A 24545-nucleotide genomic window follows, 5' to 3' on the forward strand; every position below is an offset into this window, starting at 1 on the left:
CTCAGATGGAGCGCTGATTGACACGTTTCATAAGTTCTTCCGCCGACTCCTTGCGCTCGGAATAACGATCCACCAGATAGTCCTGACGGTCGCGAAGCAGCAGCGTGAATTTCACCAACTCTTCCATCACATCAACGACTCGGTCGTAGAACGGAGAAGGCTTCATCCGGCCGTTGTCGTCGAACTCCATATAGGCCTTCGGCACGGAGGATTGGTTGGGGATGGTGAACATGCGCATCCAACGTCCCAGCACGCGCAGCTGATTGACCACGTTGAACGACTGCGAGCCACCGCACACCTGCATGACGGCGAGGGTTTTGCCCTGAGTCGGGCGTACCGCGCCCATCGCCAGTGGCACCCAGTCGATCTGCGCTTTGAACACTGCGCTCATGGAACCGTGGCGCTCTGGAGAGCACCAGACCTGCCCCTCGGACCACAGCATCAGCTCGCGCAGCTCCTTCACACGTGGATGATCGTCGGGGGCGTCATCTGGCAGCGGCAAACCTGACGGATTGAAAATCCGCGCCTCGGCGCCGAAGTGCTCAAGCAGTCGAGCGGCTTCCTCTACCAACAGGCGACTGAAGGAGCGCTCACGGGTCGATCCGTACAGCAGCAAAATGCGTGGTTTGTGGGTGGAGGTCTTTTCGATACCGAGTTTGTCTGTCGATGGGAGATCAACCAGTTCGGTATCGAGTTGGGGGATATGGTCATCAAACATAGTCTTTGTCCTGCGCAACGGCGCTCTTGGATTCATCGAACCAGCGGCGTTTCAACCAAAGGGCCACACCTACCAGAGAAATCAGTACCGGTACTTCCACCAACGGACCAATTACCGTGGCAAAGGCGACCGGGGAAGCCAGGCCGAAGGTGGCGATAGCGACCGCAATGGCGAGTTCGAAGTTATTGCTCGCGGCGGTGAAAGCCAACGCGGTGGTACGCGGATAGTCAGCCTTGAGCAATTTGCCCATCCAGAAACTGATGAAGAACATCACCACGAAATAGATCGTCAGCGGGATCGCGATCCGTAACACATCGAATGGCAATTGCAGCACCACGTCACCCTTGAGGCTGAACATGGCCACGATGGTCAACAGCAGTGCTACCAGCGTCAGCGGGCTGATCTTCGGAATGAAGCGTTCTTGGAACCAAGCTTCGCCTTTACTGGCAATGAGAATCTTGCGGGTCAGGAAGCCCGCCAGGAATGGCACACCCAGGTAGATCAGTACCGACTCGGCAATGCTGACAAAGCTGGTCTCGATCACACTGCCCTCCAGCCCGAACAGCGGAGGCAACAGCCCAAGGAAGACCCAGGCATACACACTGAAGAACAGGATCTGGAAGATGCTGTTGAACGCCACCAGCCCGGCGACGTACTGATTGTTGCCACCCGCGATCTGATTCCAGACCAGCACCATCGCGATGCAACGAGCCAAGCCGATCAGGATCAGACCCGTCATGTATTCCGGCTGGTCCCGCAGGAAGATAATCGCCAGTGTGAACATCAACACCGGGCCGATGACCCAGTTCTGAACCAGTGACAAGACGAGGATTCGCTTGTCCTTGAAGACCTCCGGCAGTTCCTCATAACGAACCTTGGCCAGAGGCGGATACATCATCACGATCAAGCCAATAGCGATGGGGATGTTGGTTGTGCCCACAGAAAGACTGTTGAGCCACTGCGGCCAGCCTTCAAACAGGCTTCCCAAACCGATGCCTAAGGCCATGGCGAGAAAAATCCATAGCGTCAGGTAACGGTCTAGAAAGGAAAGGCGGCTTTTACTCATGATCGTTGCTCCTGTGGTTACAGCGTGCCAATCAGGGCCAGCTCTGCCTTGAGCTGTTCGGCACTCAGCTGGGAAAGCGGTAAAGCCAAGAAAGCTTCAATACGGGTTTTGATCTGCTCCAAGGTGGCGTCAAAAGCCGCCTCGATCTCTTCCTGAGTTCCGTGGTATTCCGAAGGGTCAGCCAGACCCCAGTGGGCTTTGGTGGCGGGTCCAAAAAATACCGGGCAGGCCTCACCGGCAGCCTTGTCGCACACCGTGATGACGAAATCAGGTGCCAGATTCACATGGACATCGCTGGACTTACTGAACAATCCGTCTGTCGAAATACCTGCTTTCTCCAACGTTTTTAGACTCAGCGGATGCACTTCGCCTTTGGGCTGACTGCCAGCGCTGTAGGCTTTCATGCCTTGCGGTGCCAAGTGATTGAAGGCTGCTTCACAAAGGATGCTGCGGCAGCTATTGGCAGTACAGAGGAACAGGATTTTCATCGAGCGATCTCGTAGTCGAAGGCGGAATCAGGCGGTTTTGCTTTCACAGCACACGGCTGCCCGTTCAGGACGGTCACCCATTTCATCAAGGCGTTTGGCATCAGGGCTCAACCAATGCTTGTTGCTTTCGAGCGCAGTGGTCAGCACCTGATGAACCCAATCAGGGAGATTCGGGTGCAGTCGGTAATACACCCATTGGCCTTGCCGACGGTCCGATAACAGGCCGCAAGTACGCAGTTGCGCCAGGTGCCTGGAGATTTTTGGCTGACTCTCGTTCAACGCGCAGGTCAGCTCGCAAACACAAAGCTCTCCTTCACGGGTGATGAGCATCATCGTGCGCACCCGAGTGTCGTCAGCCAGGCATTTGAAAACAGTGGTCGGTGTCAGATGGTCAGCCATATCGTTTCTCAGTGTTTGTTTTTGACCAAGACGAACATCTTGATGCGCTCATGAATTTCGTGAAGCGTGTGACGGAAGGCGTCGGGTTTGGTGCTGGTGGCCGGATCCTCAAAACTCCAGGCCAATGCCTTACCGGCTCCAGGTAACGACTGACATTCCGCTGCGGCTTTATCACACAAGGTGATGACGTAATCGAAACGCTCACCACGAAACTCGTCTATCGACTTGCTACGTAATCCTTCAGTGCTCACACCGATATGTGAAAGCGCTTCAAAGGTGCGCGGATCTACCTGAGTCGGAGTTGTGCCGGCGCTGAACGCCTCGAAATGCTCCGAATCGGTATGCCTCAGCAATGCTTGGGCCAACTGGGAGCGTGCAGCGTTGGCGGTACAGACGAACAGGACACGGGCTTTGCTGGCCATTGTGAAGCCTCAGCTCATATGCGGTTTAACGAATATATGTTTTTCCGCATGCAAGGTAAAGAGCCAACGACCCATTAATCCATCTAAACGATTGGACCCCGTCAAGCAACTTCAATGAAAGCTGTGTATTACGGCGCTAGCCAGCCTTCCGCGCCTCTTCAAATATCTGCGGCGGTGTATATATGGTTTCTGTAATGAATCTGTCACTCACGCAGAAATAGGTCGCTCCTTGGTTCAAGGACTACCTGGACGTGCAAAAGAAAATAAGAAGGTCGCCCCTAACCCGCCCCGGTCATCGAGGGCGGGTTCGGTTGCTGCGCACTAGGCTTTGCAACAACCCGGCGAGGTACGAGGCGCGGCCTCAAGGATCGTCTCTCCGGTGCCACAACAAGACGCCTGACTTGCCGAAACCTTCAAGCGATCATCGACTTCATCGAAATCCGAGTTGCAAATGCCCGTTTCCGGGAGGATCAGCTCAACCCTTTGGGCTGCATCCCAATCACCCGCCAGCGCCGCGATGACAGAGCGAACTTGCTCATACCCCGTCATCAACAAGAACGTAGGCGCCCGACCATAGCTCTTCATTCCAACAATGAACAAACCTTCCTCAGGATGGGCAAGTTCTATCGCGCCATGAGGTCTGACCGTACCGCAGCTGTGCTCGTTGGGATCGATCATTGGAGCGAGTAACACTGCACTTTGAGTTGCGGGATCAAGTGCGGTACGTAGCTCGCTGAGCAATCTCAGATCTGGGCGGAATCCAGTCGCCACGATGAGTTCGTCCACTGGTGGGAGTATCCGCTCTCCTGCCTTCACGACCAGCCCTTGGCCATTGCCTGCGACTTGATCGATGGCGACGTTTTTGAACAACTCGATCACGCCGTCATTCAGCAACTGGCGAATCTTCAGGCCGAGCTTTCCGCGCTCTTCCAATTGGTCATTCGCACCACCACCCAGAATGCGCTCAAGAGAATTACCCCGGACCGCCCAGAGCACTTTGGTTTGCGGTGCCTCCTGAATCAGACGCACCAGATCCTGTAGGGCGTTAAACGCGGAGTGACCACCACCCACCACCAGCACTCTTTTGTTGGCATAGCGATTCCGCGCACGACCCAGCACCTCCGGAATGCCGTATGCAATGTGTGCTGCATGCTCGATCTCGCCCAAAGCTGGGATGCCATGGGCGCCCATCCAGTTTGGTGTCAGGTAGGTGCCCGAGGCATCAATGACAGCACTGGCCAGCACATTCTGTTCACCCGCTGACCCTGAGACACGCAGTAAAAAAGGAGCTGCTGATCTGCCCTGAGTCTTCATCACATCCTGACCGACGCGAGTGGCTGCCAGAACACGGGTATTGAGCTGCAAGTGACGCTTGATCTGATCGAGGTCCGCGAGAGGTCGAACAAAGCAATCCAGTAGTTCACGGCCCGTTGGATACTCGCTCTCCGGTGGTGGAGTCCAACCATCGGCCAGCAAAAGTTTGGCCGCCTCCTTGTCCACATTGAACTGCCACGGAGAGAACATCTTCACATGCGCCCATTTTTCAATGCTGGACCCCGCTTTCGGGCCCGCTTCCAGAATCAGCGGCGTGAGACCTCGCGCCAGCAGGTGAGCAGCTGCCGCCGGGCCCATTGGACCGGCACCGATTATGGCGACGGGAAGGTGAGCGTTATCCATGATCAACTCCTTCTTCAGGTTGGCTGATTGTTCGGGAACAGGCGCTCGACAATCGCGCAGTCTAGCCAGCGTCCTTCAAGGCAGGCGTGTTTTTCATACACCCCAACTTGGCGGAAACCGCAGGTTTCGCACAATGCGAGGCTGGCGTGATTGAAGGTGAAAATGCGTGAAAGGACTTTCCAGAATCCGCGAACTTCGGCTTCTTTCAGCAGTGACTGAAGTAACTGTTTGCCGAGTCCCTGTCCGCGAACGCTGCGGTCCAGGTAAATAGAAAAATCCGCAATGCCGTCGTAACAGGCACGAGCGCGATAACTACTGAGCCCAGCCCAGCCAACAACCTGATCTGCCTCGTCGACCATGACCAACACTGGATAACGCTCCATTGCGTTGATGCGATCAAGCATGTCCGCCGGGCTTCGAGGGGCAGTTTCAAACGTAGAGCTACGTTCCTCGATGCCCTGGTTGTAGATGGCCGCTATTGAAACGGTGTCCTTGGGTTCAGCTAAACGAACTCGCATCGTTGGAGCCCCATTACGTTGGCAGTAACAACATTATTGGCAAAAAAGGGGCAATTCTTCCCTTTTCAATTCTTGTTCTTCACGGCTGGGCAGCACTCGCTCGCGAGCCCGCAGCGAATTTCTGTGGCCCGCGTAATCTGCCTGAGCAAACTCAACGCTCCCTGTCTGGCCTCGGCCGAGAGGTTCTCGATCATCGCTCGTTCTTCAGCAATCAGGTCTGCCCTGATTTTTTCGTATAACTCACGCCCAGCATCCGTTGCCTGGATTCGCACTGCGCGCCGATCTTCATCATCCTCAACGCGGGACACATACCCTTTGCGTTCCAGGGTATCGATCACTCGACTCGCCGTACTCTTGTCCAAGAACATCTCTTCCGCCAAGACCTGAAGGCGCAATGCGCCCCTTTTAACCAGCGTTTCGACGGCATAGCACTGGGTCACCGACACGTCGTAACAGCAGATCCGGTCACGATCACGGAACTGATAGACGCGAACAAGCTGGTTCAAAGCCTCGTACAAGTCTTCGGAATCCTGGGTCAGTTGATCGTTTTTAAGCTTCGTCATAACCGCCACAAATTAGTTGTTAGCTGCAACAATAATCCTCGTATTTTAGAATCGTCAACACCGATCTTCAGGTTGACGGTCCCCAGAGGAAGGCGCTAGCTTGTTGTTACTGACAACTAAAAATGAGCGCGCCAGTCGTGACACATCCAGAGCAGATTCATCCCCCGATCAATCGCTCCAGGCTCGTATGGGGAATGGGATTTACTCAGATTCTTGCCTGGGGCTCGACCTATTACTTGCCCGCAGTTCTTGCAGCTCCGATAGCCAAAGAGACGGGGTGGTCCATCACCAGCGTGGTGGGCGGCCTGTCCTGGGGGTTGCTGGTAGCCGGAGCCTCCTCGCCATTTGTTGGCCGCCAGATTGATCGCCATGGCGGACGCTCTGTCCTTGCCGCCAGTTCACTGCTGCTGGCTCTCGGCATACTACTGATGGGGCTGGCGGGCAACGTTGCCACCTACTATGTCGCCTGGACGCTGATCGGCGTTGCCATGGCGGCGGGTTTATATGACGCAGCGTTCTCAACCCTGGGACGTCTTTTCGGCGAAGGGGCTCGAACATCCATTACCGGGCTGACCTTGTTAGGTGGCCTCGCCAGCACCATAGGTTGGCCGGTGATTGCGGGGCTGGAGAGTTGGATCGGTTGGAGGAGCGCCTGCTTTGCCATCGCCGCAGCTCACTTGCTAATCGGATTCCCTATTCATGCCCTGTTGATTCCTGGAAGTACAAAACAACCGCCTCACCCCGTCATTACAGAAACACACAATGCATCAGTACTTCGCCCCGACACCACCAATCATCTGTTCTTACTGATTGGCGCCATGCTGACGATACTGGCGCTGGTGGTATCAGGTATCTCAGTGCACCTGCTCAATGTCCTCAAGCAATTGGGGATCGCGACTGCTGTGGCCTTGGCCATCGGCATGGTGATTGGTCCTTCGCAAGTCCTGGCACGGGTGGCTGAGTTTTCCATAGGCAGGAACCTCCATCCAACCTGGTCCGCACGAGCCGGCGTGTTGCTTTGTTTGATCGGGCTTGGACTGCTGATCTCAGGCCTGCCCTGGCTGGCCTTTGTGGCGATAGCACTTTACGGAGCCGGTAACGGCATCCTCACCATCGCTCGCGGGACTCTTCCTTTGGCGCTGTTCGGGCCTCAAGGGTATGGCGTACGAATGGGACTGCTCGCAAGGCCCGTCCTTGTCGCCCAAGCTTGCGGCCCCATCGCCGCCGCTTACGTACTGGACAGCTTCGGAGCATCGGTACTGCTTAGCCTGATGTGCGGGCTTCTGTTGCTGTGCTTCATCGCCACTTGGCGTCTGCCAACTACGCAAAAAGGCAGGTAATTACGATGTTCCGGTAGACGCAGAGTTGAGCAGAAGAAAGTCGATACCCGGCATCAAGCGAACACGGGGTGTGGTGCATTGTGAATGAAGCGCATCAAGCTAGGGATGATGTGAGAAGCATCCGGCCCAACGCCTCTAAGGGTGGCCGAAGCAAAGTTGCGCTGCTTCGGTAATCCCACAAAATACAAACCCGGTACGTGCTCCGCCTGCCCATTTCGCTGAGTCAGTTTCCCATTGGCCTCCATGTGTAGACCTGCCAAAAAACCCAGGTTTGGACGCAATCCGGTCGCGAAAACCAAACTATCCACTTCGGTGTGCTGACGATCGGCCCAGAGCACGCCCGTTGACGTTACCTGGGTGAACATCGGCTTGCGCTCAAAAAGTCCCTGCTTCATGGCTCGACGATAGGTGCCATCATCCAGTACAGGAGTACTTTGGTCATTCAGCCAACGAGTCTTCTCCATCCCTGTCCACTTGAGCCAAGCATGAAAATCCACACCGAGGATCTTTTGCGGAAAAAATCGAATCGATTCCCTTGTCGCCAATACGACGCTGCTGACTTGAGCCAACTCATGGGCAATTTGTACCGCTGAGTTGGCAGCACCTACGACCACTACTCGTTGATCACCGAAGCCGTCGACATTTCGATAATCAGCACTGTGTAAACGTTGCCCGCGAAAACTCTCAAGCCCTGGAATGTCAGGGATGAACGGCTGATTGAATCCGCCAGTGCAAACGATCAATGCTTTTGAGCAGAAACGCTGACCATCAGATGCCTGAAGCAAAAAGAGTCCATCCTCCCTTCGCACATTCTGGACTCGTATGTTCTGCCGAATGGGTAACTGGAAAGCCTCCGCGTACTGCTCCAAATAACGTACGACTTCATCGCGTAGCGGATAATGCTTGGCTTCAGCTGGAAAGGGCATCCCAGGTAACGATGAGTAAGCAGCAGGGGAAAAAAGTCTCAGGCTGTCGTAGTAATTTCGCCAGTTTCCACCTGGCTGGCTCTCGGCATCCAGGATGAGAAACCTGAGGTTCTGCTGCCGCAGATGCCAACCGCACGCGAGCCCAGCTTGGCCCGCACCAATAACGATGACATCCGTGGGCTCATTAATTATGCTCATGTATGCGCACTCATGCATATATTAAAACAACAAAAAGCTACTCTGGCGAACCTGGGCAGCAAAAAGGGGCCAGACTCTTCATGTGTTGGAGAATGGCTTCGAGCCGTGTCACCACCGCCGGTCCATCCACCTCGTAGAACATCTGCCGACTGACCTTGGTAGCACGGACGATGCCCGCCTCTAATAGCACTTGCAGATGACGGGACACCACTGAACGCTCTTGAGGTAATCCTTCAGCGATCTCGCCGATATCCGCACGCCCCAGTTGCATGACTCGCTTGAGCACAGCTACCCGCGACGGCTCGCACAGAGCTTTGAAGAAGGCTCCATCAAGAGAGTCGATTGCAGCATCAATTGCACGGGAACGTGTAGAGATTCGGCTTGTCATGCGGAGGACTATATGTGCATATCCATGCACGCGTCAATTGTCTGAATGAGCGTCAACAACAGATCTCAATAGCGCCTGATCAATGCCTGCAAGCTCCAGAATGATGAATTCGAACGTCAGCTATGGGTCGGTAGATGCCCTTCACGACAGGCAGCAATCGACCGATTTCAGCCATTGCAGAATGCTAGATATGAGTTTTTTGTTGTAACTGCATTTCTAATATGAGGCAGAAGGTATAGATAGGGATTCGAACCCCTTCTAATACTAAGGCAGGTCGCTTTAGGCCAGAGAATTATGGATTTTTGCCTCTTGTCACAGGCGTCAAGCGGCCTAAAACGGGCCGCTGCCTGCCCTAATTTTGCCCTAAATTTTTCACGCCGCTCTGTTCCGGCACGGGCTTTGACCGCTGCAGCCCCCTGGGCACCAGATATCGATGGGGAGCTTTGCATATTCACCATCGCTTCGGCCCATTCATCTAAGACCAAAGCAGAACAAACTATTATTATCATAGTGATAAAAGCACATTCCTGAAGAGTCATTTTTTATCAGACGAATGTACGAGGTACTACCCTCAGACAACTGCAACTGTCTATCCAATATAATGGGCACGTCAAGCCCTGCTAAAAACTCATCAAACCCATCTGTAACAACCCGATTCTCAACAACCATGTAGGCATATTCACCCCAGATAGGCGTTATATATCCAGAAACATAAAGATATTCAGTCTTCCCTTTTCCCTGCCAAGTTGAAGCATATTGAAATGCACGATGTCCGAAAGCCATGGTCTCAATATTAATGACAGCTGGCGCTCCTACCATAGCGGCGTCTTTATCCGTATACAATGACGTAGCCATTTTATATTCTACATTCTTTTCTACCCCTAACTCTCTAAAGTAAAGCACCACAGCAATCGAAGCCATACCGAGAACCGCTGCAATCAAAAAAGCATTTTTCTTAATGTTCAACACTCACACCCTCTGCGCGGGACATACAACGAGCGATGGTCATATGCAATGGTACATCTATCGGCACGGCGAAAGAACTCGAGCCTTCGGCTGTATAACAAACAAGCCTATATCTTTTATCATTCACTCTTACTAGTACCTTTCCAGAGTAGTATGGCGTAATGTCCTTAATTTGACTTACCAAATTGTAGGCTACATTTTTCTTTACCGACGTAATAAACTGAATTTCAAGACTCCCAACAGAAATATTCGCAGTTTTTAAGTGATCATTCTCCAGAATATCTACTTCTGGCTTTAGCAAATAAAGCATAGACAGAATAAAAAACACACCTGCCATCACTAACATTGACTTGCCTAAATTTTTTTTCCAAACTCTAGTTTTTACAACTGGCTTCACCAATGCTTCACCAGTCACCATATCAACAACATTATCCTGCAACCTTTCACCATCAAAAGAAACCACCAAAAAACTTTGGTTAAACATGTAACCAGCCTTCGGACTTGTGACAATTACAGCATGCCCTTCTGCACCGAAACAGGATCTGATATTGAAAATAGCCTGGGTTAGACTACCAAAAGTAACTACACGACCTGGCCACCCAGTTAGTATTAACTGTTCCTTACTAAAAACTTCTCCTGATTTGGAGATGAGCTGATACAAAACTCTAACCTCAGCGGCACCCAAAGTTGAGGCGACCGGTAGACCGTCTGAATCCACTATATTTAGCTTCCAGCTTGTACAGTCAAAAAGCATACGAATTGACTTTTCTTTTCCAGAGTTTACGTAGACGCTGTAGCCCTGAATACCACCATTTTTTACCAAGTCAGGCATAACCGCCCCCTCACATTAGTCCCGTTCTTATCCAAGACGATAGTGACGCAATGCCCCCGAGTTAGCAACGACCCACGTGGGCGCCCACCAAAAAAAAGAAACTAATAAGATTATTAACCATTTAATGATTTGATCATACGAGGAATAACTTTGATACTTCAGGAAACTTTCACGAGGTAACAAACATGCTAGCCAAATCGGAAACCAATAATTTGATTTTTATAGAACACGATCATTTGCCTGATGACTATCAGCAGCAAATCCTTGATTTGAATTCCCGTCAGTCAGCGCCTACGGCGGTGAGAAGCGGCACCCTAAGCCAGACCTTCGCAACCGCACTGGGAGATCGCATCATCATAAATAATCTCCCGTCACAAATTACCAATAACTCCACCTATCCTTGCGAAAAAATATCAATTGAAATCACGTCCATGCGAGAGAACAAACTTCAGTTGAAAATATCTCTCAACAAAAACTCCTTCGCGGCCGAGCATTATCCCCCAGCAAAGAGGTAGGCCAGTTACAAGAACTGGCCCATCCAAAAAAAACTTTTTACTCGAAGCATACATTTGCTGACCGCCCCAATATTCGAGCAGCACTTTCTAGTTATTCCGAAATAATGTCTCTACCCGAAAAGACAGAGCAAGCTAAACTCATCTACAAAGTCTAGTCCAACGCTTCGCTAGGAAATTTTTTATTCATGAAAAACAGAAAGTTGCCGAAAAATAACAGCATTAACAATAAATTAACAACCTCATTAATACTTCCACCCTTTATCCAAGCGTGCGCCCCCTCCTACGATTAGGGAATCACAGAAAATCCCCCATTAGTAAATTGATCTCTATACTGAAAACCACAAGGACCCCACTGGCAACACCAATCTTATTCTTCAACATTTCAGCGGTTCAGCGGTTCTTGCCGCCGACTTGCTAGCTGGGACAACAACTCCCATATCTAGCATTAGTCACAGTCAAGACTCAAGTGAAGCCTCAATAATATCTAAGGATGGAAAATTTATTGCTGGCTGGGTTGGTTCGAATGCCGAAGCCTTTGCTTTCCGCACATCATTTACCATTAACAAATCTTTAGTACCTATAGAGGGTTATCTCGCAGCGCCCACATCCATTACAGGTTCATCGAACGACGGAGTATTTGCCGGAAACAATATTAACACCCCAATTTTATGGGACGATGGAGGAATCACTTCTCTCGACGGTAACCGTTCGGCCAACACATCCTCCTGCCCCCCTGCGTTTGAGACTACGGGGTCTTCCTTTGTCGATGTCAGCTACGCGGATCGAGCTTCGGCTATAGATAGATCTACGGAAGCTCTGATGGCATCAATTGCGCATTGAGCGAGCGCCATAACCGTCGTTGTACTAATATCAATCCGACTGATAATGTCTCGGGCCGTGTTTCCAAGTAGCACTTGCGTAAAAAGCATCTTGAGACACTTGGCGATGGCTCTCGCTTTCATAGGAACGAATCAGGTGATAGCTGTCACAATCATGCAGTGAGCAGCCATAAGAAACGACATCTATGCCAGCTTCTAGGTGAAGTGGAACGCTCACATTCTGCATTATTTCATGAAAATCCAGTCCCGATCCTGGTTTTAAGGTGTACATTAGGATTTCAATAATTCGAGTCATTCCAAATCTTCCAATGTGGAGTTCAGTGTGAGCGTCCGTACATCCCAACTTACCCTATTAGACGGTAGTCCAGCTATGCGGCAGCAGTTGCGTAAGCTCACTCGATTTCTGCGTCGGCAGGCGCGTGAGAACATCCTTTAAATGGGCGTAAGGGTCATGACCATTCAGCCGCGCCGACTGGATCAGACTCATAATCGCCGCAGCTCGTTTGCCGCTGCGTAGCGACCCAGCAAACAACCAGTTCGACTGCCCAACCGCCCACGGCCGGGTCAAGTTCTCGATCTGGTTGTTGTCGATGGGCACAGCACTATCCCCAAGTAGCGCGTCAGCGCTACCCAGCGTTTAAGACTGTAATCCAGGGCCTTGGCCGTAGCCGAGCCCTCCGGGACAAGTTCTCGTTGGGCCAGCATCCACTCATGCAGTTTTTCAGCGATGGGCACCGCCGTTTCCTGGCGTAATCGCCAACGGTCTTCATCGTTCACTTCCTTAGCGTGTCGCTCGATTTCGTACAGCCCACCAATCGAGTGAAGCGCCTGCTCCGCCAACTGGCTTTTATTCGCCACATGCAGGTCGACGAACCGGGCGGCGCGCTGGATGTCGGTGAGGGTTTCAGAGCGGGTCATTTTCTGCCACTCGAACACTTGGCGCGAGCTAAGCGCCCATTTGAATTGGCGCACGAATTCTTCCAGATGGTTCTGCACGACGCGGTACAGCGTGACTAGGTCGCCGTTGATGTCGTTGAGGACTTCAACGGGCGCGGCCTGGGGTCGCATGAAGTAGAGCGCGGCACCGCCGGCAAAGACTTCCACGTAGCATTCGTGTGGTGGGAAGAGCGGGATGAGGCGGTCGTCCAGGCGGCGTTTGCCGCCCATCCAAGGGATGATGGGTGTAGACATAGAGAGCAAGATCTTTGCTGTATGGATAAACAGGCGCTAGGCTCGCCGCGCTTTGTGCAAGGAGTAAGAGCCTTGGCTGGACTTGCAGGGGCAATCTGCAGGGACGGCGGCCGGGGTGGATGTTGGCGCATCCATTCCGGCCGCTCTTTTAGAACATTGAGTTCGCGGTCCTGATCCGCTTCTCCTCGCTTATTCCTATCGTTGACCTAGCCTCAAGCGGCCATCAAACAGGAGTTAAAAAATGTCGAACGGAATATTCGAAGTGAAATTCAGGTCGAACCGGCCTGATAACGGTGAGGGTCTCGTCGTAATCAAGGACGGCGCCGTCAATGGAGGAGACCCCAACTTTCTATATCAAGGCAGCGTTCCCACAACCTCTGGAAGGTTCGCAGAAAAATTTCAGGTTTCAATGTGGCAACCAGGGAATACCAATGTCACGGGGCTCGATAACTACACTCTCGATGCTACCGGCGAGATCGACTATGAAAAGGGCACTATTTCACTCACAGGAACAGTTGTTGGTGATGCCAGTATTCGTGTAGATCTCTCTGGCAGAAGAATCGCTGCAGCTGTGTAGGCTTCACCCACGAGAGTTAGATAGCTCAAGCTACCAGAGTCAGCTATCTGCTCTCACTTAGAAACGAGACTACTCTGACATAGGCAGGCCGCCAGGGCGATCAGTCCTCGGTCACCCTCATCGGTGATGCCGATAATTCGTTGAGCATGCGCTGTGTAAAGTTGGGCTCTTGTGACTCCATGAACCACGCCGCTGGTGGCGGTGGTGGCTGGCATCGATCCAATGCCAGCGCCTGCAGTGACGTCGAGTAGGACTGACAAGCGCAGATCAACAGTGGCAAGGCGGTCGCGCAGGCGACTTTGATCACGTTGGGCATCGCTTAAAACTCGGTAATGGATTTGTTCACTGACGGAAAGCCGCTGCTCGAGCGCCAGGCGCTTGTGCTGCTCGGCTTGGCGATGCGTAGCCGCTGCCAGCGTTTGTTTGACCAAATGAGGAAAATCCATTTTCCATCTGTTTACTCGCACCCAGCGTCACGCCTTGCCCCCTGTATTACTGCCACGCGTCCCAACTGCCCAACCCTGATAAACTGCCCACTCCCTAGCCCGACCGATTCCAGATTCTTCTAATGCCTCCAGCCATTGCCACACCCGCACCGCTCTCCCGCCGCTTCTCCGTCGCCCCCATGATGGACTGGACTGACCGCCATTGCCGCTTCTTCCTGCGCCTGCTCTCCAAGCACGCCCTCCTCTACACCGAGATGGTCACCACCGGCGCGTTGCTCAACGGCGATCACGAGCGTTTCCTGCGCCACAATGACGCCGAGCACCCGCTTGCGCTGCAACTCGGTGGCAGTGTTCCGCTGGATCTGGCCGCGTGTGCGCGTATGGCTCAGGAGCATGGTTATGACGAGGTCAATCTGAACGTTGGCTGCCCGAGTGATCGGGTGCAGAACAATATGATTGGCGCGATGCTGATGGGGCATCCGCAGTTGGTGGCTGATTGTGTGAAGGCGATGCGCGATGCGGTGTCGATTCCGGTGACGGTGAAGCATCGCATCGGGATCAATGGGCGGGACAGTTACGAGCAGCTGTGTGATTTCGTTGGCACGGTGCGGGATGCCGGGTGCACGAGCTTTACGGTGCATGCGCGGATTGCGATTCTTGAGGGGCTTTCGCCGAAGGAGAATCGCGACATTCCCCCGCTGCGCTACGACGTGGCGGCGCGGTTGAAGACGGATTTTCCGGAGCTGGAGATTATTCTCAATGGCGGGATCAAGACGCTGGAAGCCTGTCATGAGCATTTGCAGACGTTCGACGGTGTGATGCTGGGTCGTGAGGCGTATCACAATCCTTATGTGATGGCCGAGGTGGATCAGCAGTTGTTCGGCAGCACGGCACCGGTGATCACTCGGGCTGAGGCGCTGGCGCAGTTGCGTCCTTATATAGCCGCGCATATCGATGCGGGTGGTTCGATGCACCATATCACCCGGCATGTGCTGGGACTGGGCACCGGTTTTCCGGGTGCGCGCAAGTTTCGGCAGTTGTTGTCGGTGGATATTCACAAGGCCAAGGAGCCTTTGGCGTTGCTGGATCAGGCGGCGGAGTTGCTGGAGGGGCGTTAACGGTCGCCCGGGTTGAACCTGTTCACTGTTTCGGCATCGTATTTATCAACACCGCGCCCCACCTTTCAAACAGCTGTTTTCAGGTTGTTGCCGCTGGGGCCTTCGATAGGTACACGCGCCCTTGAGTGGCTGTCAGCGCTCGGGTAATGTCATCAAATCCAAAGGACAGAGCACACTCATGACTTCCAAGCTGGAACAACTCAAACAAATGACTACCGTGGTTGCCGATACCGGCGACTTCGAAGCGATCGCTCGCGTTAAACCGGTGGACGCTACCACCAACCCTTCCCTGTTGCTGAAAGCGGCGGCCATTTCCGGTTATGCCGAATTGCTGAACGCTTGCGTTCATGACTGCAAGGGCGATGTCGGCCTGGCCAGCGACCGTTTTGGCGTGGCCGTCGGTCAAGAGATTTTGAAGGTTGTACCGGGGCGCATTTCCACTGAAGTGGATGCGCGTCTGTCGTTCGACACTGACGCCGTATTGAAGCGCGCGCACCGTCTGATCGAGCTGTATGACAAGGCCGGCATTGGCCGTGACCGTGTGCTGATCAAGATCGCGTCCACCTGGGAAGGCATCCGCGCTGCGGAGAAGCTGGAGCAGGAAGGCATCCAGACCAATCTGACGCTGCTGTTTTCGTTTGCTCAGGCAGCGGCTTGTGCCGATGCGGGCGTGTTCCTGATTTCGCCGTTTGTAGGCCGTATCTACGATTGGTACAAAAAGGCCAACGGCAATGACTACACCGGCGCGGATGATCCGGGCGTGCAGTCGGTGACGCGTATCTACAACTACTACAAGGCCAATGACTACAAGACTGTGGTGATGGGCGCGAGCTTCCGCAATCTGAACCAGATTGAGCAATTGGCCGGGTGCGATCGCCTGACCATCAGCCCGGAATTGCTGGAGAAACTGGCGGCGGACAACGGCAAGCTTGAGCGCAAACTGGCGCCGGGGCATGCCGGGGAAGCGCGCCTGAGCCTGAACGAAGCGCAATTCCGCTGGTTGTCCAACGAAGATGCGATGGCAACAGAGAAACTGGCGGAAGGCATTCGCCAGTTTGCTCGGGATCAGGAGAAGCTTGAGGCGCTGTTGCAAGCCAAGCTGTGATCTAGGACTAGGCAATGCAAAAAGGGCGAACCCTGGTGGGTTCGCCCTTTTTTGTGCGCTGGGATTGATGCGAGGTTCAGGCTAATTTGGCTGGCCAGAGGCTGTCTGACGCAACGCCATGAAGGGTTGGGGGCAATGGGAGCAAGCTCCCTCGCCACAGGGCAATGCGGTGCCTACCGCATCAGTGCCGCTCTAGCGCGTTCACGAGGTCGTGGAAGGCTTCACGGTTGGAATCGTTAAGGCCCATCAGGATCTTGTGCGCTTCGAGCACCTTGATCCGTACGATCTCTTCGGACTGATCCTGGTCTGGCAAGTCGGTCAGGCATTCAGGGCATGGGATCGGGCGGTCAACGATGTTGAACACTTGCTCGAAGCCCATGGACTGCAGCAGACGCGTGATGTCTTCGTGGGTGGTCACGACGGTCGGCAGCAGGCCGACCTTTTGCCGCGACAGGATCGACAGTTTGGCCAGCAGGCCAAGGGTGGTGCTGTCGATGCTGCGGGTTTCGGTCAGGTCGATCACGATCGCGTTGAAGTTCAACGCGGTGAAGATCCTCTCAATAGTCGCATCCAACGCCGAACATAGGGTCAGGCGAACTTCACCGACGAACTTCAGGACGAAGGTGCCGTCCTGCTCGGCGAACTGGATTCTACCGGTACTCATTGAAGATTCCTGCTCAACACCAACAGGGCGATATCATCCGGCATCTCCCCTAGCGTGGCCAATCCAAAAACCTGCCGCAACCCATCCAGGGTGCCGCCCGCAGCCTTGACCCGTTGGGGCAACGCCGCTTCTTTTTCTTTGAGTGTAGGCTCTGGCAGAAGGTCCAGAATGCCATCGGACATCAGCGTCAGGCTGAACGTCGGCGGCAGCTCCAGTACGTGGTCTTCGTAAGTGGCTTCATTGAAGAGGCCCACGGGCAGACCACGCCCTTCCAGATAACGAACACTGTCCGGTGTGTACAACACTGGCAACGGTAAATGACCACCGATGCTATAGGTCAACAAACCTGTCTCCTCGTCGATGACTCCACCGACCATTGTGACGTGTTTACCCAGCTTACAGCTGATCAGGCCTCGGTTGATATGACCAAGCACCTCTGAAGGCTTGAATTCGGGCAATGTACCGCTGCGCTTGGATTCGAACAGCAAACGCGTGGTCATGAACTTCAACAGCACGGTAACGAAGGCTGATGAAGCGCCGTGACCGGAAACGTCCGCCAGATAGAACGCTACACGGCGCTCGTCGACCCGAAAGTAGTCGACGAAATCACCCGAGAGGTACAGCGACGGGATGATCTGGTGGGCAAACTGGAAATCGTCGATTGTCCAGGGACTCACCGGCAGCATGTTCATCTGCACCTGGCGACCGGCGTTCTGGTCTTCCTGGAGCAGGTTCAGGCTGGCTTCGAGCTCGCGATTGGCCTTCTCCAGCTTTTCACGATAGCGCTGGTTTTCCAGCAGCAGGCGCGCACGATCCAGAGCCCGGCGCACAGAGTGCTCGAGCACGGCCAGGTCTTCGAGAGGCTTGATCAGGTAGTCCGCCGCGCCCAGGCGCAGGGCCTCGACCGCGTCGTTCATCACGCCGGCGCCCGAAACCACGATCACCGGTGTCTGCGGCGAAAGCTCGGTGACCTGACGGATAAGTTCGAGTCCGCCCATCTGCGGCATGCGCAGATCGCAGATGACCAAGTCGGGCTTGTCTTGCTCGAATACCTGAAGACCTTGCTGACCATTGCTGGCCTGCAGGACGCTGAAACCACTGTCTTCCAAATAGGCGGCGAGGCTCGCGCGCACTACTTCGTCATCATCGATTATCAGCAGCGTGGCACTGGTTTTTGGCATGTGGGCAAACGGCGCCAGAATTAGGTTGGCGTAGCCGGCAGGTTTTCAACCTCACCGTACTACTGGATTCGCTTTCTAGCCTCTCTGTCGCACCGCTTTCAGGCATTTGCCCTACACACAGTTACACCAGAGGTGCCCTTCTAAGGCGCAGACGGTACTCCCATCCGCGGGGCGTTTCAAGCATACGGCGATGGTCGCTTGAGCTCTTTACTTGTCAAATGACCGGGAGTTATAAGAACTGTCAAAACCGTAACCCAATGGAAGGTTGAACCCCATGAGTCAAACCGATCGGGACTATAGCGAAAAACGCGATTTCATCCGCATGCGAGTGGATGCCGAGGTGGCGCTGATTCATGAGGGGGATGAGGTTCCAGCCGTCTGTATCGACCTTTCCAGCAGCGGCATGCAGGTTGAAGCGCCCCGCTTGTTTAAGGTCGGCGACCTGTTGAACGTGCGGATAGATTCAGAACATGCTGCGCTCAAGGGCCTTGAAGCCGACACCGAGGTGGTATGGGTCAAGGATCAGGACGGCGGGAGCCAGAAACTCGGGCTTACAATCTTGAAGATGAAATAACGGCGATTTCAAACGAAAGAAGGCGGCCTGATGGCCGCCTTCCTTGTTTTACCGGTCGAAATCAAAAATCGTCTTCGACCTGACCGTCCTTGACCCTGAATTCGCGGTTTTGCAGGTACGCATTGCGGATGAAGATGTACTTGTCGCCATTGATCAGCTTCTCGGCCGACAGCAAGCTCGCACGGGTATCGACAACATCCAGCGCCATGAACGAGTTACGCACTGGCACATCGTCCACGTAACGATAAGCGCCGACGTAGGAGTCAGCATACTTCGCTGGCGCATCGCGCAAGGTGCTCGGACCGTAGAGCGGCAGCATCAGGTACGGACCGCTCGGTACGCCCCAGTAGCCGAGGGTCTGGCCGAAGTCTTCGTCGTTGCGCTGCAGGCCCATTCGGGTGCCGACATCGATAAAGCCCAGCAAACCAAACGTGGTGTTGAAGATCAACCGCGCGGTATCAACACCCGCCGCGGCCGGCTTGGCTTGCAGCACGTCGTTGGCCAGGTTGCGAACATCACCGATGTTCCTGAAGAAGTTGTGAATACCGTCTTCAACGAACTGCGGCGTCACGTACTGGTAGCCCTGGGCCAAAGGCTTCAGCGCATAGGTGTCGAGCACATCGTTGAACTTGTAGATTGGACGGTTGATGCTTTCCAAAGGGTCATCTTCCGATGCTGCCTGAGCAACAAACGGAATCAGCAATACGCTGGAACACACACAAAGCTGAGCTAGAAGATTGCTCCAGCGCATAGAAAAACTCCTTGGATTGTACTGACGTGGGCTCACGGCCCAGACGTTAAGCTCGACAGTATAAGACGGAAACGCCGCGTTAGGCAGCATCGGCGTCCGCTGCTTTAGGGACAGTGGCGATGTCAGGCGATTCACTTGATTGTCACTCAACTGTCATCGGCGACGCATAGCCTCGTACTATTTCAGGGACGTTGATATGCCGCACGCCGAAGTCTTGCCCCTCGTTGCTCCGCGCCTGACCGCCGTTTTGTTTGGTCTCAGTGGTTGCCTGGTGGATTTCGGCGCCCGAACCCGTGAACGCCGCGACCTCTGCACCACTCACGCGGAACTGACTCCCGGCGCATTGGATAGCCTGCACAGCCTGCAGCGCCAACAGATTCCATGCGCATGGGTGGATGAATTGCCCCCTTCCCTCAGCCATTCCCTGGCCCTCGCATTGCCGGAATGGGTCAAACCGTCGAAACAAATCGAAACAAACAATCCATGGCCGGCGCCTCACGCCTGCTGGGAAGCGTTGATGTCGCTCAACGTTGATCGACTGGAGGGGTGTGTCCTGGTCAGCGGTGAACCACGCCTGCTGCAATCAGGCCTGAACGCCGGGTTGTGGACGATTGGCCTGGCGTCGTGCGGTTCGCTCTGCGGACTGGCACCCACTGAGTGGCAGGCATTGACGGCACAACAGCGGGAAATCAAACGTGGCAAAGCGACGGTTCAGCTGTTCGGCCTGGGCGTGCATTCAGTGATCGATCACCTGGGCGACCTCGATACCTGCCTCGCGGACATCAATCAGCGCCGACTCAAGGGCGAAAAGCCCTGAACGCCACCTCATTGACATGAACACATGCAGCTTATACGCGAGTGGATTAATCTAGAGGCAAGCCATAGACCTTTGGCATGCTGCTGCGGTCTATGCCAGTGCCTATCGATAAAAGGAAGAACGCCATGCCTGCCCGCGAACTGCAAGAACAGCTCAATACTCTGCGCGAGCAATTGGAACAGAATCCGCCACTGTCCGAAGCCGAGCGCGAGAACCTCCACGATCTGATGCAACAGATCGAGCTGGAGATCGAGCTTGAGACCAAGACCCAGGATTCCAGCCTTGCCGACGGTGTAAACCTGGCGGTAGAACGCTTCGAACTCGAACACCCTGCCATTGCAGGCACGTTGCGCAACATCGTGCTGACCCTGGGCAATATCGGGATCTGAACCCGTTAAATGCAAAAAAGCCCCGCCAGTGATGGCGGGGCTTTTTGTTTTCAACGGCCGACAAAATGTTTTGAACTGCACACCCTTTGTAGCAGGTGGCGAAGCCTGCGTTGAAGCCAAACGCAGGCTGCGCCAGCTGCTACATAAACAAGATCGTTACTGACGGACCAGACGATGGTTCGGCAGTTGCACCTCTTCAGTGCTGCGATACGGGTTGATGTCCAGCCCGCCGCGTCGTACGTAGCGCGCATACACCGTCAATTTCTCCGGTTTCAGCAGCCGCTGCAGATCAAGGAAGATCCGCTCGACGCACTGCTCATGGAAATCCGAGTGCTGGCGGAAACTCACGATATATTCCAGCAAGCTCGCGTGATCCAGAGCCGCGCCGCGGTATTCCACGGTCACGCTGCCCCAGTCCGGCTGGCTGGTCACCGGGCAGTTGGATTTGAGCAAATGGCTGTGCACGCTCTCTTCCACAATGCGTGAATCGTCACAACGCAACAGCTCCGGACGTGGGTGCTCGTAGTTGCTGACAGTGATCTCCAGATCGTCGATGCACACGCCCGGCAATGCCACCACGCCTTCGGCTTCAACGTCTTTCAGGCTGCGGATGCGCACGCCGACCGGTTTGCCGGCAGCGGCGGACAAATCCTTGACCAGCGCAGCTTCGAGGCTCGAAGTATCGGCAAACGGTGTCTGATTCAGCGAATTGAGATACAGCTTGAACGACTTGGATTCGATAATATTCGGCGAATCCGCCGGGATGCTGAACTCGCCGATCGCGACGACGGGCTTACCCGATGGCAGCAACCAGGACAGCTCGAAGCAGTTCCAGAAATCCACACCTTTGTAAGGCAAGGTTTCTGCGGTCAGGCCCAACTCGGCCCATTTCGCGGTGCGCGGAATCGGGAACAGCAGGGACGGTGTGTACGTGGCGATGTATTCGCTGGATTTGCCCAGCGGCGAGTGTTCGGCTGCGGGATGCATGGCGGAAACCTGACTGAAGAATCAGCCGATTCTACCAGCCTTTGCTCCCGCCTTTGAGTGCTGTTACAGAGGGTTTTCCTCTACACCGGTTTCCGCGGCGTTTTACTTAGCTGCGTCTACGGTTAACTTGCCGACCATGCCCGCCTGGTAATGGCCAGGAATATTGCAGGCAAATTCCAGGTTGGTGGCTTTGCTGAACGTCCAGGTCAACTCGGCGGTTTTGCCGGGCTCCACCAGTACGCTGTTGGGGTCGTCGTGCTTCATCCCGTGATCCATTTTGCCCATGGCGCCGTGGTCCATTTTCTTCATGCCTGTCGGCGTCAGCATGCCGCTTTGCTGCATTTGCAGCATTTCCTGCTGATGACGGGCATGCATCGCCGCGTCACCCAGGTTGAATTCGTGCAGCAGCTGGCCTTTATTCACCAGCACAAAGCGCACCGTTTCCCCTGCCTTAACCTCGATGGCCTTGGGGTCGAACGACATATCGCCCATCACCACTTCAATGCTGCGCGTCGCCTTGGACGCTGGTGCCGGCTGACCGAAATCGTAAGAGTGCGCGGGCGCCGCCCATGTCGGCGTGCTCAGCGCCAACAGGCAGGCGCACAGCAGAAGAGGTTTGTGCAAAAACATAGTCATACTCCAACAAGATAAGGTTCAGCCTGCAGAAGACATTAAACTGCTGTCACTGGCTTGAACCTGACAGCCAGATTACAACTTTGTCAGGTTGGCCAGCATTCACGCTGCCCACGGTATAAAGCATTCGCTCCATTAGCCTCGAGTTATCCATGAAACTGCTGATCGTCGAAGACCAACTGAAAACCGGCCACTACTTGCGCCAGGGCTTGACCGAAGCCGGGTTCAACACCGAACTGGTGGCCGATGGCAGCACTGGTCAGCAGCTGGCATTGAGTGGCGATTACGCCCTGTTGATCCTCGACGTGATGCTGCCCGGTCGCGATGGCTGGCAGATCCTGCAAGCGGTCCGCGGTGCCGGACTGGATACGCCGGTACTGTTTCTGACCGCCCGTGACGCAGTGGAAGACCGGGTTCATGGTCTGGAGCTGGGAGCCGACGACTACCTCGTCAAACCGTTCGCCTTTTCCGAGCTCCTGGCCAGGGTCCGCAGCCTGTTGCGGCGCGGCAGTGCGCCGCCTCAGGACACCAGCCTGCAACTGGCCGACTTGCGCCTCGACCTCATCCGCCGCCGGGTCGAACGCAGCGGTCAGCGCATCGACCTGACAGCCAAGGAATTCGCCCTGCTGGAGATGCTGTTGCGCCGACAGGGCGAAGTGCTGCCCAAGTCATTGATCGCGTCCCAGGTCTGGGACATGAATTTCGACAGCGACACCAACGTCATCGAAGTGGCCATCCGCCGCTTGCGCCTGAAAGTCGATGATGAATTCCCCAACAAATTGATTCATACCGTACGCGGCATGGGTTACGTCCTTGAAGAGCGCCCCGCCTGATGCGTCGATTGTCCTTGAGCAGTCGCCTGGCGCTGTTGTTTGCCGCCTGCACGGCCGTGGTGTCGTTGTTCGCTGGCGTGTTGTTCAACCGTGCCAGCGAGGCGCACTTCATCGAACTTGATCAACAGTTGCTGGAGGGCAAGTTGATTGGCCTGCGCCGGTCGCTGCAGGACATTCAGTCCAGTACTAGCGAAGTCAAACTGGCAGATGAGTTGAGTCGACAGGCGGATCTGTATCTGCGGATCACGGGCAGCGATGGTCAGCGCTGGTACGACAGCTCGGCGCACCTGCCGGAGACACTTGCGCTAACACCAGGCCTGTCGACCCTCAAAGGTGATCGCACGGACTATCGAGTCCTGAACGCGCCACTCTACCCCGACAAACCCGATTCGCCGCAATTGACGCTGTTGCTGGACATCACTCATCACCAGCACTTTCTACAGCGCATGCAGCACTTGATCTGGTTGACTGTCGGACTCTCCGCATTGGCCACTGCGTTGCTCGGCGCCTGGGCGGCGCGTAGCGGGTTGCGGCCATTGCGGCGCATGAGCGCGGTGGCTCGCGGGGTGTCGGCGCAATCGCTCAACGCGCGTTTGCCCGAAGAAAACATGCCACCAGAACTCGCGGAAATGGCCCACCACTTCAACGCCATGCTCGGGCGCCTGGACGACTCCTTTCAGCGACTCTCTGCGCTCTCCGCCGACATTGCCCATGAACTGCGCACGCCGCTGTCGAACCTGCTGACCCACACGCAAGTCACCCTCACCCGCCCACGTCCGATCGAGGACTATCGCGAGGCACTGCACAGCAATCTCGAAGAGCTGCAATGGATGGCGCAACTGGTCAACGACATGCTGTACCTGGCCAAGGCGGACCACGGGTTGTTGATGCCCAGTCGCGAACCGCTGAACCTGGCGGACGAGGTGGATGTGTTGCTTGAATTTTTTGCGCCTTTGGCCGATGACTCCCACGTGACCGTGAGCCGCGAGGGCACTGCACGCATGGTGGGCGATCGCAGCATGTTGCGGCGCGCGCTTTCCAATCTGCTGGATAACGCGTTGCGGTTCACGGCGGTCGATGGCGAAGTGCGGGTGCGGATCACTGATCAACCGCAAGGGTTGAGCCTGACCATTGAGAACACGGGGGACGAGGTTTCCGAGGCGTTGTTGCCGAGGTTGTTTGATCGTTTCTACCGGGCTGATCCGGCACGCCAGGAAGGCAGCAGTGAGCATGCGGGCTTGGGGCTGGCGATCACCCGTTCGATCATACGTGCCCATGGCGGGCAGATCTGGTGTGAATCGGAGAAGGGCTTGACGCGGTTTGTGATTGAGCTGCCAAGGGGAGATTGAGGCCAGCAGCGCCGGCCTCATCGCGAGCAAGCTCGGCTCCCACAGGGATCGAGTTGAGCCACAGATTCAGGGTCA

Annotated in this window: 28 protein-coding genes and 3 pseudogenes; 10 read left to right on the forward strand and 21 right to left on the reverse strand. The window is 54.8% G+C overall.

The window, feature by feature from the left end; all coding sequences use genetic code 11:
* Position 1: 1 nt before the first annotated feature.
* The 8 genes from arsH to AC3ZVB_RS05900 all read right to left on the reverse strand — a co-directional run bounded on the left by arsH (position 2) and on the right by AC3ZVB_RS05900 (position 5851).
* On the reverse strand, positions 2-718 hold the full coding sequence (arsH, locus tag AC3ZVB_RS05865) for an arsenical resistance protein ArsH (protein ID WP_490146029.1): 717 nt from the start codon (positions 716-718) through the stop codon (positions 2-4).
* Positions 711-1784 (reverse strand): ACR3 family arsenite efflux transporter, encoded by a 1074-nt coding sequence (arsB, locus tag AC3ZVB_RS05870; RefSeq protein WP_490146030.1) that lies wholly within the window; start codon positions 1782-1784, stop codon positions 711-713. Before arsB ends, arsH begins: the two co-directional genes overlap by 8 nt.
* A gap of 17 nt (positions 1785-1801) precedes the next feature.
* Entirely contained in the window at positions 1802-2272 is a 471-nt protein-coding gene (locus tag AC3ZVB_RS05875) for an arsenate reductase ArsC (RefSeq protein WP_490146031.1), read from the reverse strand.
* A gap of 27 nt (positions 2273-2299) precedes the next feature.
* Complete coding sequence (locus tag AC3ZVB_RS05880) at positions 2300-2671, reverse strand: metalloregulator ArsR/SmtB family transcription factor (RefSeq protein ID WP_490146032.1); 372 nt, start codon at positions 2669-2671, stop codon at positions 2300-2302.
* Positions 2672-2679: 8 nt separating this feature from the next.
* Positions 2680-3093 (reverse strand): arsenate reductase ArsC, encoded by a 414-nt coding sequence (locus tag AC3ZVB_RS05885; RefSeq protein WP_490146033.1) that lies wholly within the window; start codon positions 3091-3093, stop codon positions 2680-2682.
* A gap of 321 nt (positions 3094-3414) precedes the next feature.
* The gene (locus AC3ZVB_RS05890; RefSeq protein ID WP_490146034.1) at positions 3415-4770 is read right to left on the reverse strand and encodes an NAD(P)-binding domain-containing protein; all 1356 of its coding nucleotides are present in this window, start codon (positions 4768-4770) and stop codon (positions 3415-3417) included.
* Positions 4771-4784: 14 nt separating this feature from the next.
* Entirely contained in the window at positions 4785-5288 is a 504-nt protein-coding gene (locus tag AC3ZVB_RS05895; protein ID WP_490146035.1) for an arsinothricin resistance N-acetyltransferase ArsN1 family A, read from the reverse strand.
* 65 nt (positions 5289-5353) lie between these two features.
* A complete protein-coding gene (locus AC3ZVB_RS05900; protein WP_490146036.1) occupies positions 5354-5851 on the reverse strand; it encodes a MarR family winged helix-turn-helix transcriptional regulator in 498 nt (165 codons plus the stop codon).
* A gap of 137 nt (positions 5852-5988) precedes the next feature.
* Between AC3ZVB_RS05900 and AC3ZVB_RS05905 the strand changes: the two genes are divergently transcribed.
* Positions 5989-7191 carry an MFS transporter gene (locus AC3ZVB_RS05905; protein ID WP_490146037.1) on the forward strand — a complete coding sequence of 401 codons (1203 nt, stop codon included), beginning with the start codon at positions 5989-5991 and terminating at the stop codon, positions 7189-7191.
* Between the two features lie 53 nt (positions 7192-7244).
* On the opposite strand, the gene AC3ZVB_RS05910 is transcribed toward AC3ZVB_RS05905, so the two are convergent.
* From AC3ZVB_RS05910 to AC3ZVB_RS05925, 4 genes are all read right to left on the reverse strand, one after another.
* Positions 7245-8315 carry a flavin-containing monooxygenase gene (locus AC3ZVB_RS05910; RefSeq protein WP_490146038.1) on the reverse strand — a complete coding sequence of 357 codons (1071 nt, stop codon included), beginning with the start codon at positions 8313-8315 and terminating at the stop codon, positions 7245-7247.
* Between the two features lie 37 nt (positions 8316-8352).
* The gene (locus AC3ZVB_RS05915; protein ID WP_490146039.1) at positions 8353-8703 is read right to left on the reverse strand and encodes an ArsR/SmtB family transcription factor; all 351 of its coding nucleotides are present in this window, start codon (positions 8701-8703) and stop codon (positions 8353-8355) included.
* Positions 8704-9174: 471 nt separating this feature from the next.
* A complete protein-coding gene (locus AC3ZVB_RS05920; RefSeq protein ID WP_490146040.1) occupies positions 9175-9669 on the reverse strand; it encodes a hypothetical protein in 495 nt (164 codons plus the stop codon).
* Positions 9659-10501 (reverse strand): winged helix-turn-helix domain-containing protein, encoded by an 843-nt coding sequence (locus AC3ZVB_RS05925; RefSeq protein WP_490146041.1) that lies wholly within the window; start codon positions 10499-10501, stop codon positions 9659-9661. Before AC3ZVB_RS05925 ends, AC3ZVB_RS05920 begins: the two co-directional genes overlap by 11 nt.
* Positions 10502-10686: 185 nt before the next feature.
* Between AC3ZVB_RS05925 and AC3ZVB_RS05930 the strand changes: the two genes are divergently transcribed.
* Positions 10687-11016 (forward strand): hypothetical protein, encoded by a 330-nt coding sequence (locus AC3ZVB_RS05930; RefSeq protein ID WP_490146042.1) that lies wholly within the window; start codon positions 10687-10689, stop codon positions 11014-11016.
* Positions 11017-11886: 870 nt separating this feature from the next.
* On the opposite strand, the gene AC3ZVB_RS05935 is transcribed toward AC3ZVB_RS05930, so the two are convergent.
* From AC3ZVB_RS05935 to AC3ZVB_RS05945, 3 genes and pseudogenes are all read right to left on the reverse strand, one after another.
* The gene (locus AC3ZVB_RS05935; protein WP_490146043.1) at positions 11887-12150 is read right to left on the reverse strand and encodes an NIPSNAP family protein; all 264 of its coding nucleotides are present in this window, start codon (positions 12148-12150) and stop codon (positions 11887-11889) included.
* 57 nt (positions 12151-12207) lie between these two features.
* A pseudogene (locus tag AC3ZVB_RS05940) lies at positions 12208-12731 on the reverse strand (IS66 family transposase); the annotation flags it as partial.
* Positions 12726-13046, reverse strand: a pseudogene (locus tag AC3ZVB_RS05945) (DNA adenine methylase); the annotation flags it as partial. The pseudogenes AC3ZVB_RS05940 and AC3ZVB_RS05945, both read right to left, overlap by 6 nt.
* Before the next feature lie 241 nt (positions 13047-13287).
* On the opposite strand from AC3ZVB_RS05945, the gene AC3ZVB_RS05950 reads away from it, so the two are divergent.
* A complete protein-coding gene (locus tag AC3ZVB_RS05950; protein ID WP_490146044.1) occupies positions 13288-13623 on the forward strand; it encodes a GrlR family regulatory protein in 336 nt (111 codons plus the stop codon).
* 53 nt (positions 13624-13676) lie between these two features.
* Here AC3ZVB_RS05950 and AC3ZVB_RS05955 read toward each other — a convergent pair.
* A pseudogene (locus AC3ZVB_RS05955) lies at positions 13677-14054 on the reverse strand (lysis protein); the annotation flags it as partial.
* Positions 14055-14191: 137 nt separating this feature from the next.
* On the opposite strand from AC3ZVB_RS05955, the gene dusA reads away from it, so the two are divergent.
* Both dusA and tal read left to right on the forward strand, forming a co-directional pair.
* The gene (gene dusA, locus AC3ZVB_RS05960; RefSeq protein WP_194690419.1) at positions 14192-15187 is read left to right on the forward strand and encodes a tRNA dihydrouridine(20/20a) synthase DusA; all 996 of its coding nucleotides are present in this window, start codon (positions 14192-14194) and stop codon (positions 15185-15187) included.
* Positions 15188-15365: 178 nt separating this feature from the next.
* Entirely contained in the window at positions 15366-16292 is a 927-nt protein-coding gene (gene tal, locus AC3ZVB_RS05965; RefSeq protein ID WP_162437391.1) for a transaldolase, read from the forward strand.
* Positions 16293-16473: 181 nt separating this feature from the next.
* Here the strand turns inward: tal and rssC are convergent, their stop codons facing one another.
* On the reverse strand, positions 16474-16956 hold the full coding sequence (gene rssC / locus AC3ZVB_RS05970; protein WP_123403442.1) for an anti-sigma factor antagonist RssC: 483 nt from the start codon (positions 16954-16956) through the stop codon (positions 16474-16476).
* Entirely contained in the window at positions 16953-18137 is a 1185-nt protein-coding gene (gene rssB / locus AC3ZVB_RS05975) for a two-component system response regulator RssB (protein ID WP_162437392.1), read from the reverse strand. The genes rssC and rssB overlap by 4 nt, the downstream gene beginning before the upstream one ends.
* A gap of 274 nt (positions 18138-18411) precedes the next feature.
* On the opposite strand from rssB, the gene AC3ZVB_RS05980 reads away from it, so the two are divergent.
* Positions 18412-18711 (forward strand): PilZ domain-containing protein, encoded by a 300-nt coding sequence (locus tag AC3ZVB_RS05980; RefSeq protein WP_162437393.1) that lies wholly within the window; start codon positions 18412-18414, stop codon positions 18709-18711.
* Between the two features lie 61 nt (positions 18712-18772).
* On the opposite strand, the gene AC3ZVB_RS05985 is transcribed toward AC3ZVB_RS05980, so the two are convergent.
* Entirely contained in the window at positions 18773-19462 is a 690-nt protein-coding gene (locus AC3ZVB_RS05985) for an MlaA family lipoprotein (protein ID WP_490146045.1), read from the reverse strand.
* A gap of 196 nt (positions 19463-19658) precedes the next feature.
* Between AC3ZVB_RS05985 and pcrP the strand changes: the two genes are divergently transcribed.
* Both pcrP and AC3ZVB_RS05995 read left to right on the forward strand, forming a co-directional pair.
* On the forward strand, positions 19659-20279 hold the full coding sequence (gene pcrP, locus AC3ZVB_RS05990; protein ID WP_162437395.1) for an HAD superfamily inactivated hydrolase PcrP: 621 nt from the start codon (positions 19659-19661) through the stop codon (positions 20277-20279).
* A 125-nt stretch (positions 20280-20404) separates the two neighbouring features.
* Positions 20405-20668 (forward strand): DUF4404 family protein, encoded by a 264-nt coding sequence (locus AC3ZVB_RS05995; protein ID WP_162437396.1) that lies wholly within the window; start codon positions 20405-20407, stop codon positions 20666-20668.
* A 156-nt stretch (positions 20669-20824) separates the two neighbouring features.
* Here the strand turns inward: AC3ZVB_RS05995 and queF are convergent, their stop codons facing one another.
* Together queF and copI are read right to left on the reverse strand one after the other, a co-directional pair.
* A complete protein-coding gene (gene queF / locus AC3ZVB_RS06000; protein WP_490146046.1) occupies positions 20825-21655 on the reverse strand; it encodes an NADPH-dependent 7-cyano-7-deazaguanine reductase QueF in 831 nt (276 codons plus the stop codon).
* 102 nt (positions 21656-21757) lie between these two features.
* The gene (gene copI, locus AC3ZVB_RS06005) at positions 21758-22285 is read right to left on the reverse strand and encodes a copper-resistant cuproprotein CopI (RefSeq protein ID WP_162437398.1); all 528 of its coding nucleotides are present in this window, start codon (positions 22283-22285) and stop codon (positions 21758-21760) included.
* A gap of 155 nt (positions 22286-22440) precedes the next feature.
* Here copI and AC3ZVB_RS06010 point away from each other — a divergent pair, with 155 nt between their 5' ends.
* Both AC3ZVB_RS06010 and AC3ZVB_RS06015 read left to right on the forward strand, forming a co-directional pair.
* Positions 22441-23121 carry a heavy metal response regulator transcription factor gene (locus AC3ZVB_RS06010; protein ID WP_162437399.1) on the forward strand — a complete coding sequence of 227 codons (681 nt, stop codon included), beginning with the start codon at positions 22441-22443 and terminating at the stop codon, positions 23119-23121.
* Positions 23121-24470 carry a heavy metal sensor histidine kinase gene (locus AC3ZVB_RS06015; RefSeq protein WP_490146047.1) on the forward strand — a complete coding sequence of 450 codons (1350 nt, stop codon included), beginning with the start codon at positions 23121-23123 and terminating at the stop codon, positions 24468-24470. Before AC3ZVB_RS06010 ends, AC3ZVB_RS06015 begins: the two co-directional genes overlap by 1 nt.
* The last annotated feature ends 75 nt before the right edge of the window (positions 24471-24545 follow it).

The sequence above is a fragment of the Pseudomonas sp. MDV22-iso1 genome, from assembly GCF_058145095.1.

Excerpts from the sequence above, each read along its gene's own strand:
- AC3ZVB_RS05910 (WP_490146038.1), bottom strand. The coding sequence starts at position 8,315 with ATGAGCATAATTAATGAGCCCACGGATGTCATCGTTATTGGTGCGGGC.
- rssB (WP_162437392.1), bottom strand. The coding sequence starts at position 18,137 with ATGCCAAAAACCAGTGCCACGCTGCTGATAATCGATGATGACGAAGTA.
- arsB (WP_490146030.1), bottom strand. The coding sequence starts at position 1,784 with ATGAGTAAAAGCCGCCTTTCCTTTCTAGACCGTTACCTGACGCTATGG.
- tal (WP_162437391.1), top strand. The coding sequence starts at position 15,366 with ATGACTTCCAAGCTGGAACAACTCAAACAAATGACTACCGTGGTTGCC.
- dusA (WP_194690419.1), top strand. The coding sequence starts at position 14,192 with ATGCCTCCAGCCATTGCCACACCCGCACCGCTCTCCCGCCGCTTCTCC.
- rssC (WP_123403442.1), bottom strand. The coding sequence starts at position 16,956 with ATGAGTACCGGTAGAATCCAGTTCGCCGAGCAGGACGGCACCTTCGTC.
- AC3ZVB_RS05895 (WP_490146035.1), bottom strand. The coding sequence starts at position 5,288 with ATGCGAGTTCGTTTAGCTGAACCCAAGGACACCGTTTCAATAGCGGCC.
- AC3ZVB_RS05915 (WP_490146039.1), bottom strand. The coding sequence starts at position 8,703 with ATGACAAGCCGAATCTCTACACGTTCCCGTGCAATTGATGCTGCAATC.
- copI (WP_162437398.1), bottom strand. The coding sequence starts at position 22,285 with ATGTTTTTGCACAAACCTCTTCTGCTGTGCGCCTGCCTGTTGGCGCTG.
- arsH (WP_490146029.1), bottom strand. The coding sequence starts at position 718 with ATGTTTGATGACCATATCCCCCAACTCGATACCGAACTGGTTGATCTC.
- AC3ZVB_RS06010 (WP_162437399.1), top strand. The coding sequence starts at position 22,441 with ATGAAACTGCTGATCGTCGAAGACCAACTGAAAACCGGCCACTACTTG.
- AC3ZVB_RS05950 (WP_490146044.1), top strand. The coding sequence starts at position 13,288 with ATGTCGAACGGAATATTCGAAGTGAAATTCAGGTCGAACCGGCCTGAT.
- AC3ZVB_RS05885 (WP_490146033.1), bottom strand. The coding sequence starts at position 3,093 with ATGGCCAGCAAAGCCCGTGTCCTGTTCGTCTGTACCGCCAACGCTGCA.
- AC3ZVB_RS05985 (WP_490146045.1), bottom strand. The coding sequence starts at position 19,462 with ATGCGCTGGAGCAATCTTCTAGCTCAGCTTTGTGTGTGTTCCAGCGTA.
- pcrP (WP_162437395.1), top strand. The coding sequence starts at position 19,659 with ATGCCGCACGCCGAAGTCTTGCCCCTCGTTGCTCCGCGCCTGACCGCC.
- AC3ZVB_RS05890 (WP_490146034.1), bottom strand. The coding sequence starts at position 4,770 with ATGGATAACGCTCACCTTCCCGTCGCCATAATCGGTGCCGGTCCAATG.
- AC3ZVB_RS05935 (WP_490146043.1), bottom strand. The coding sequence starts at position 12,150 with ATGACTCGAATTATTGAAATCCTAATGTACACCTTAAAACCAGGATCG.
- AC3ZVB_RS05925 (WP_490146041.1), bottom strand. The coding sequence starts at position 10,501 with ATGCCTGACTTGGTAAAAAATGGTGGTATTCAGGGCTACAGCGTCTAC.
- AC3ZVB_RS05875 (WP_490146031.1), bottom strand. The coding sequence starts at position 2,272 with ATGAAAATCCTGTTCCTCTGTACTGCCAATAGCTGCCGCAGCATCCTT.
- AC3ZVB_RS05880 (WP_490146032.1), bottom strand. The coding sequence starts at position 2,671 with ATGGCTGACCATCTGACACCGACCACTGTTTTCAAATGCCTGGCTGAC.
- queF (WP_490146046.1), bottom strand. The coding sequence starts at position 21,655 with ATGCATCCCGCAGCCGAACACTCGCCGCTGGGCAAATCCAGCGAATAC.
- AC3ZVB_RS05980 (WP_162437393.1), top strand. The coding sequence starts at position 18,412 with ATGAGTCAAACCGATCGGGACTATAGCGAAAAACGCGATTTCATCCGC.
- AC3ZVB_RS05930 (WP_490146042.1), top strand. The coding sequence starts at position 10,687 with ATGCTAGCCAAATCGGAAACCAATAATTTGATTTTTATAGAACACGAT.
- AC3ZVB_RS06015 (WP_490146047.1), top strand. The coding sequence starts at position 23,121 with ATGCGTCGATTGTCCTTGAGCAGTCGCCTGGCGCTGTTGTTTGCCGCC.
- AC3ZVB_RS05995 (WP_162437396.1), top strand. The coding sequence starts at position 20,405 with ATGCCTGCCCGCGAACTGCAAGAACAGCTCAATACTCTGCGCGAGCAA.
- AC3ZVB_RS05900 (WP_490146036.1), bottom strand. The coding sequence starts at position 5,851 with ATGACGAAGCTTAAAAACGATCAACTGACCCAGGATTCCGAAGACTTG.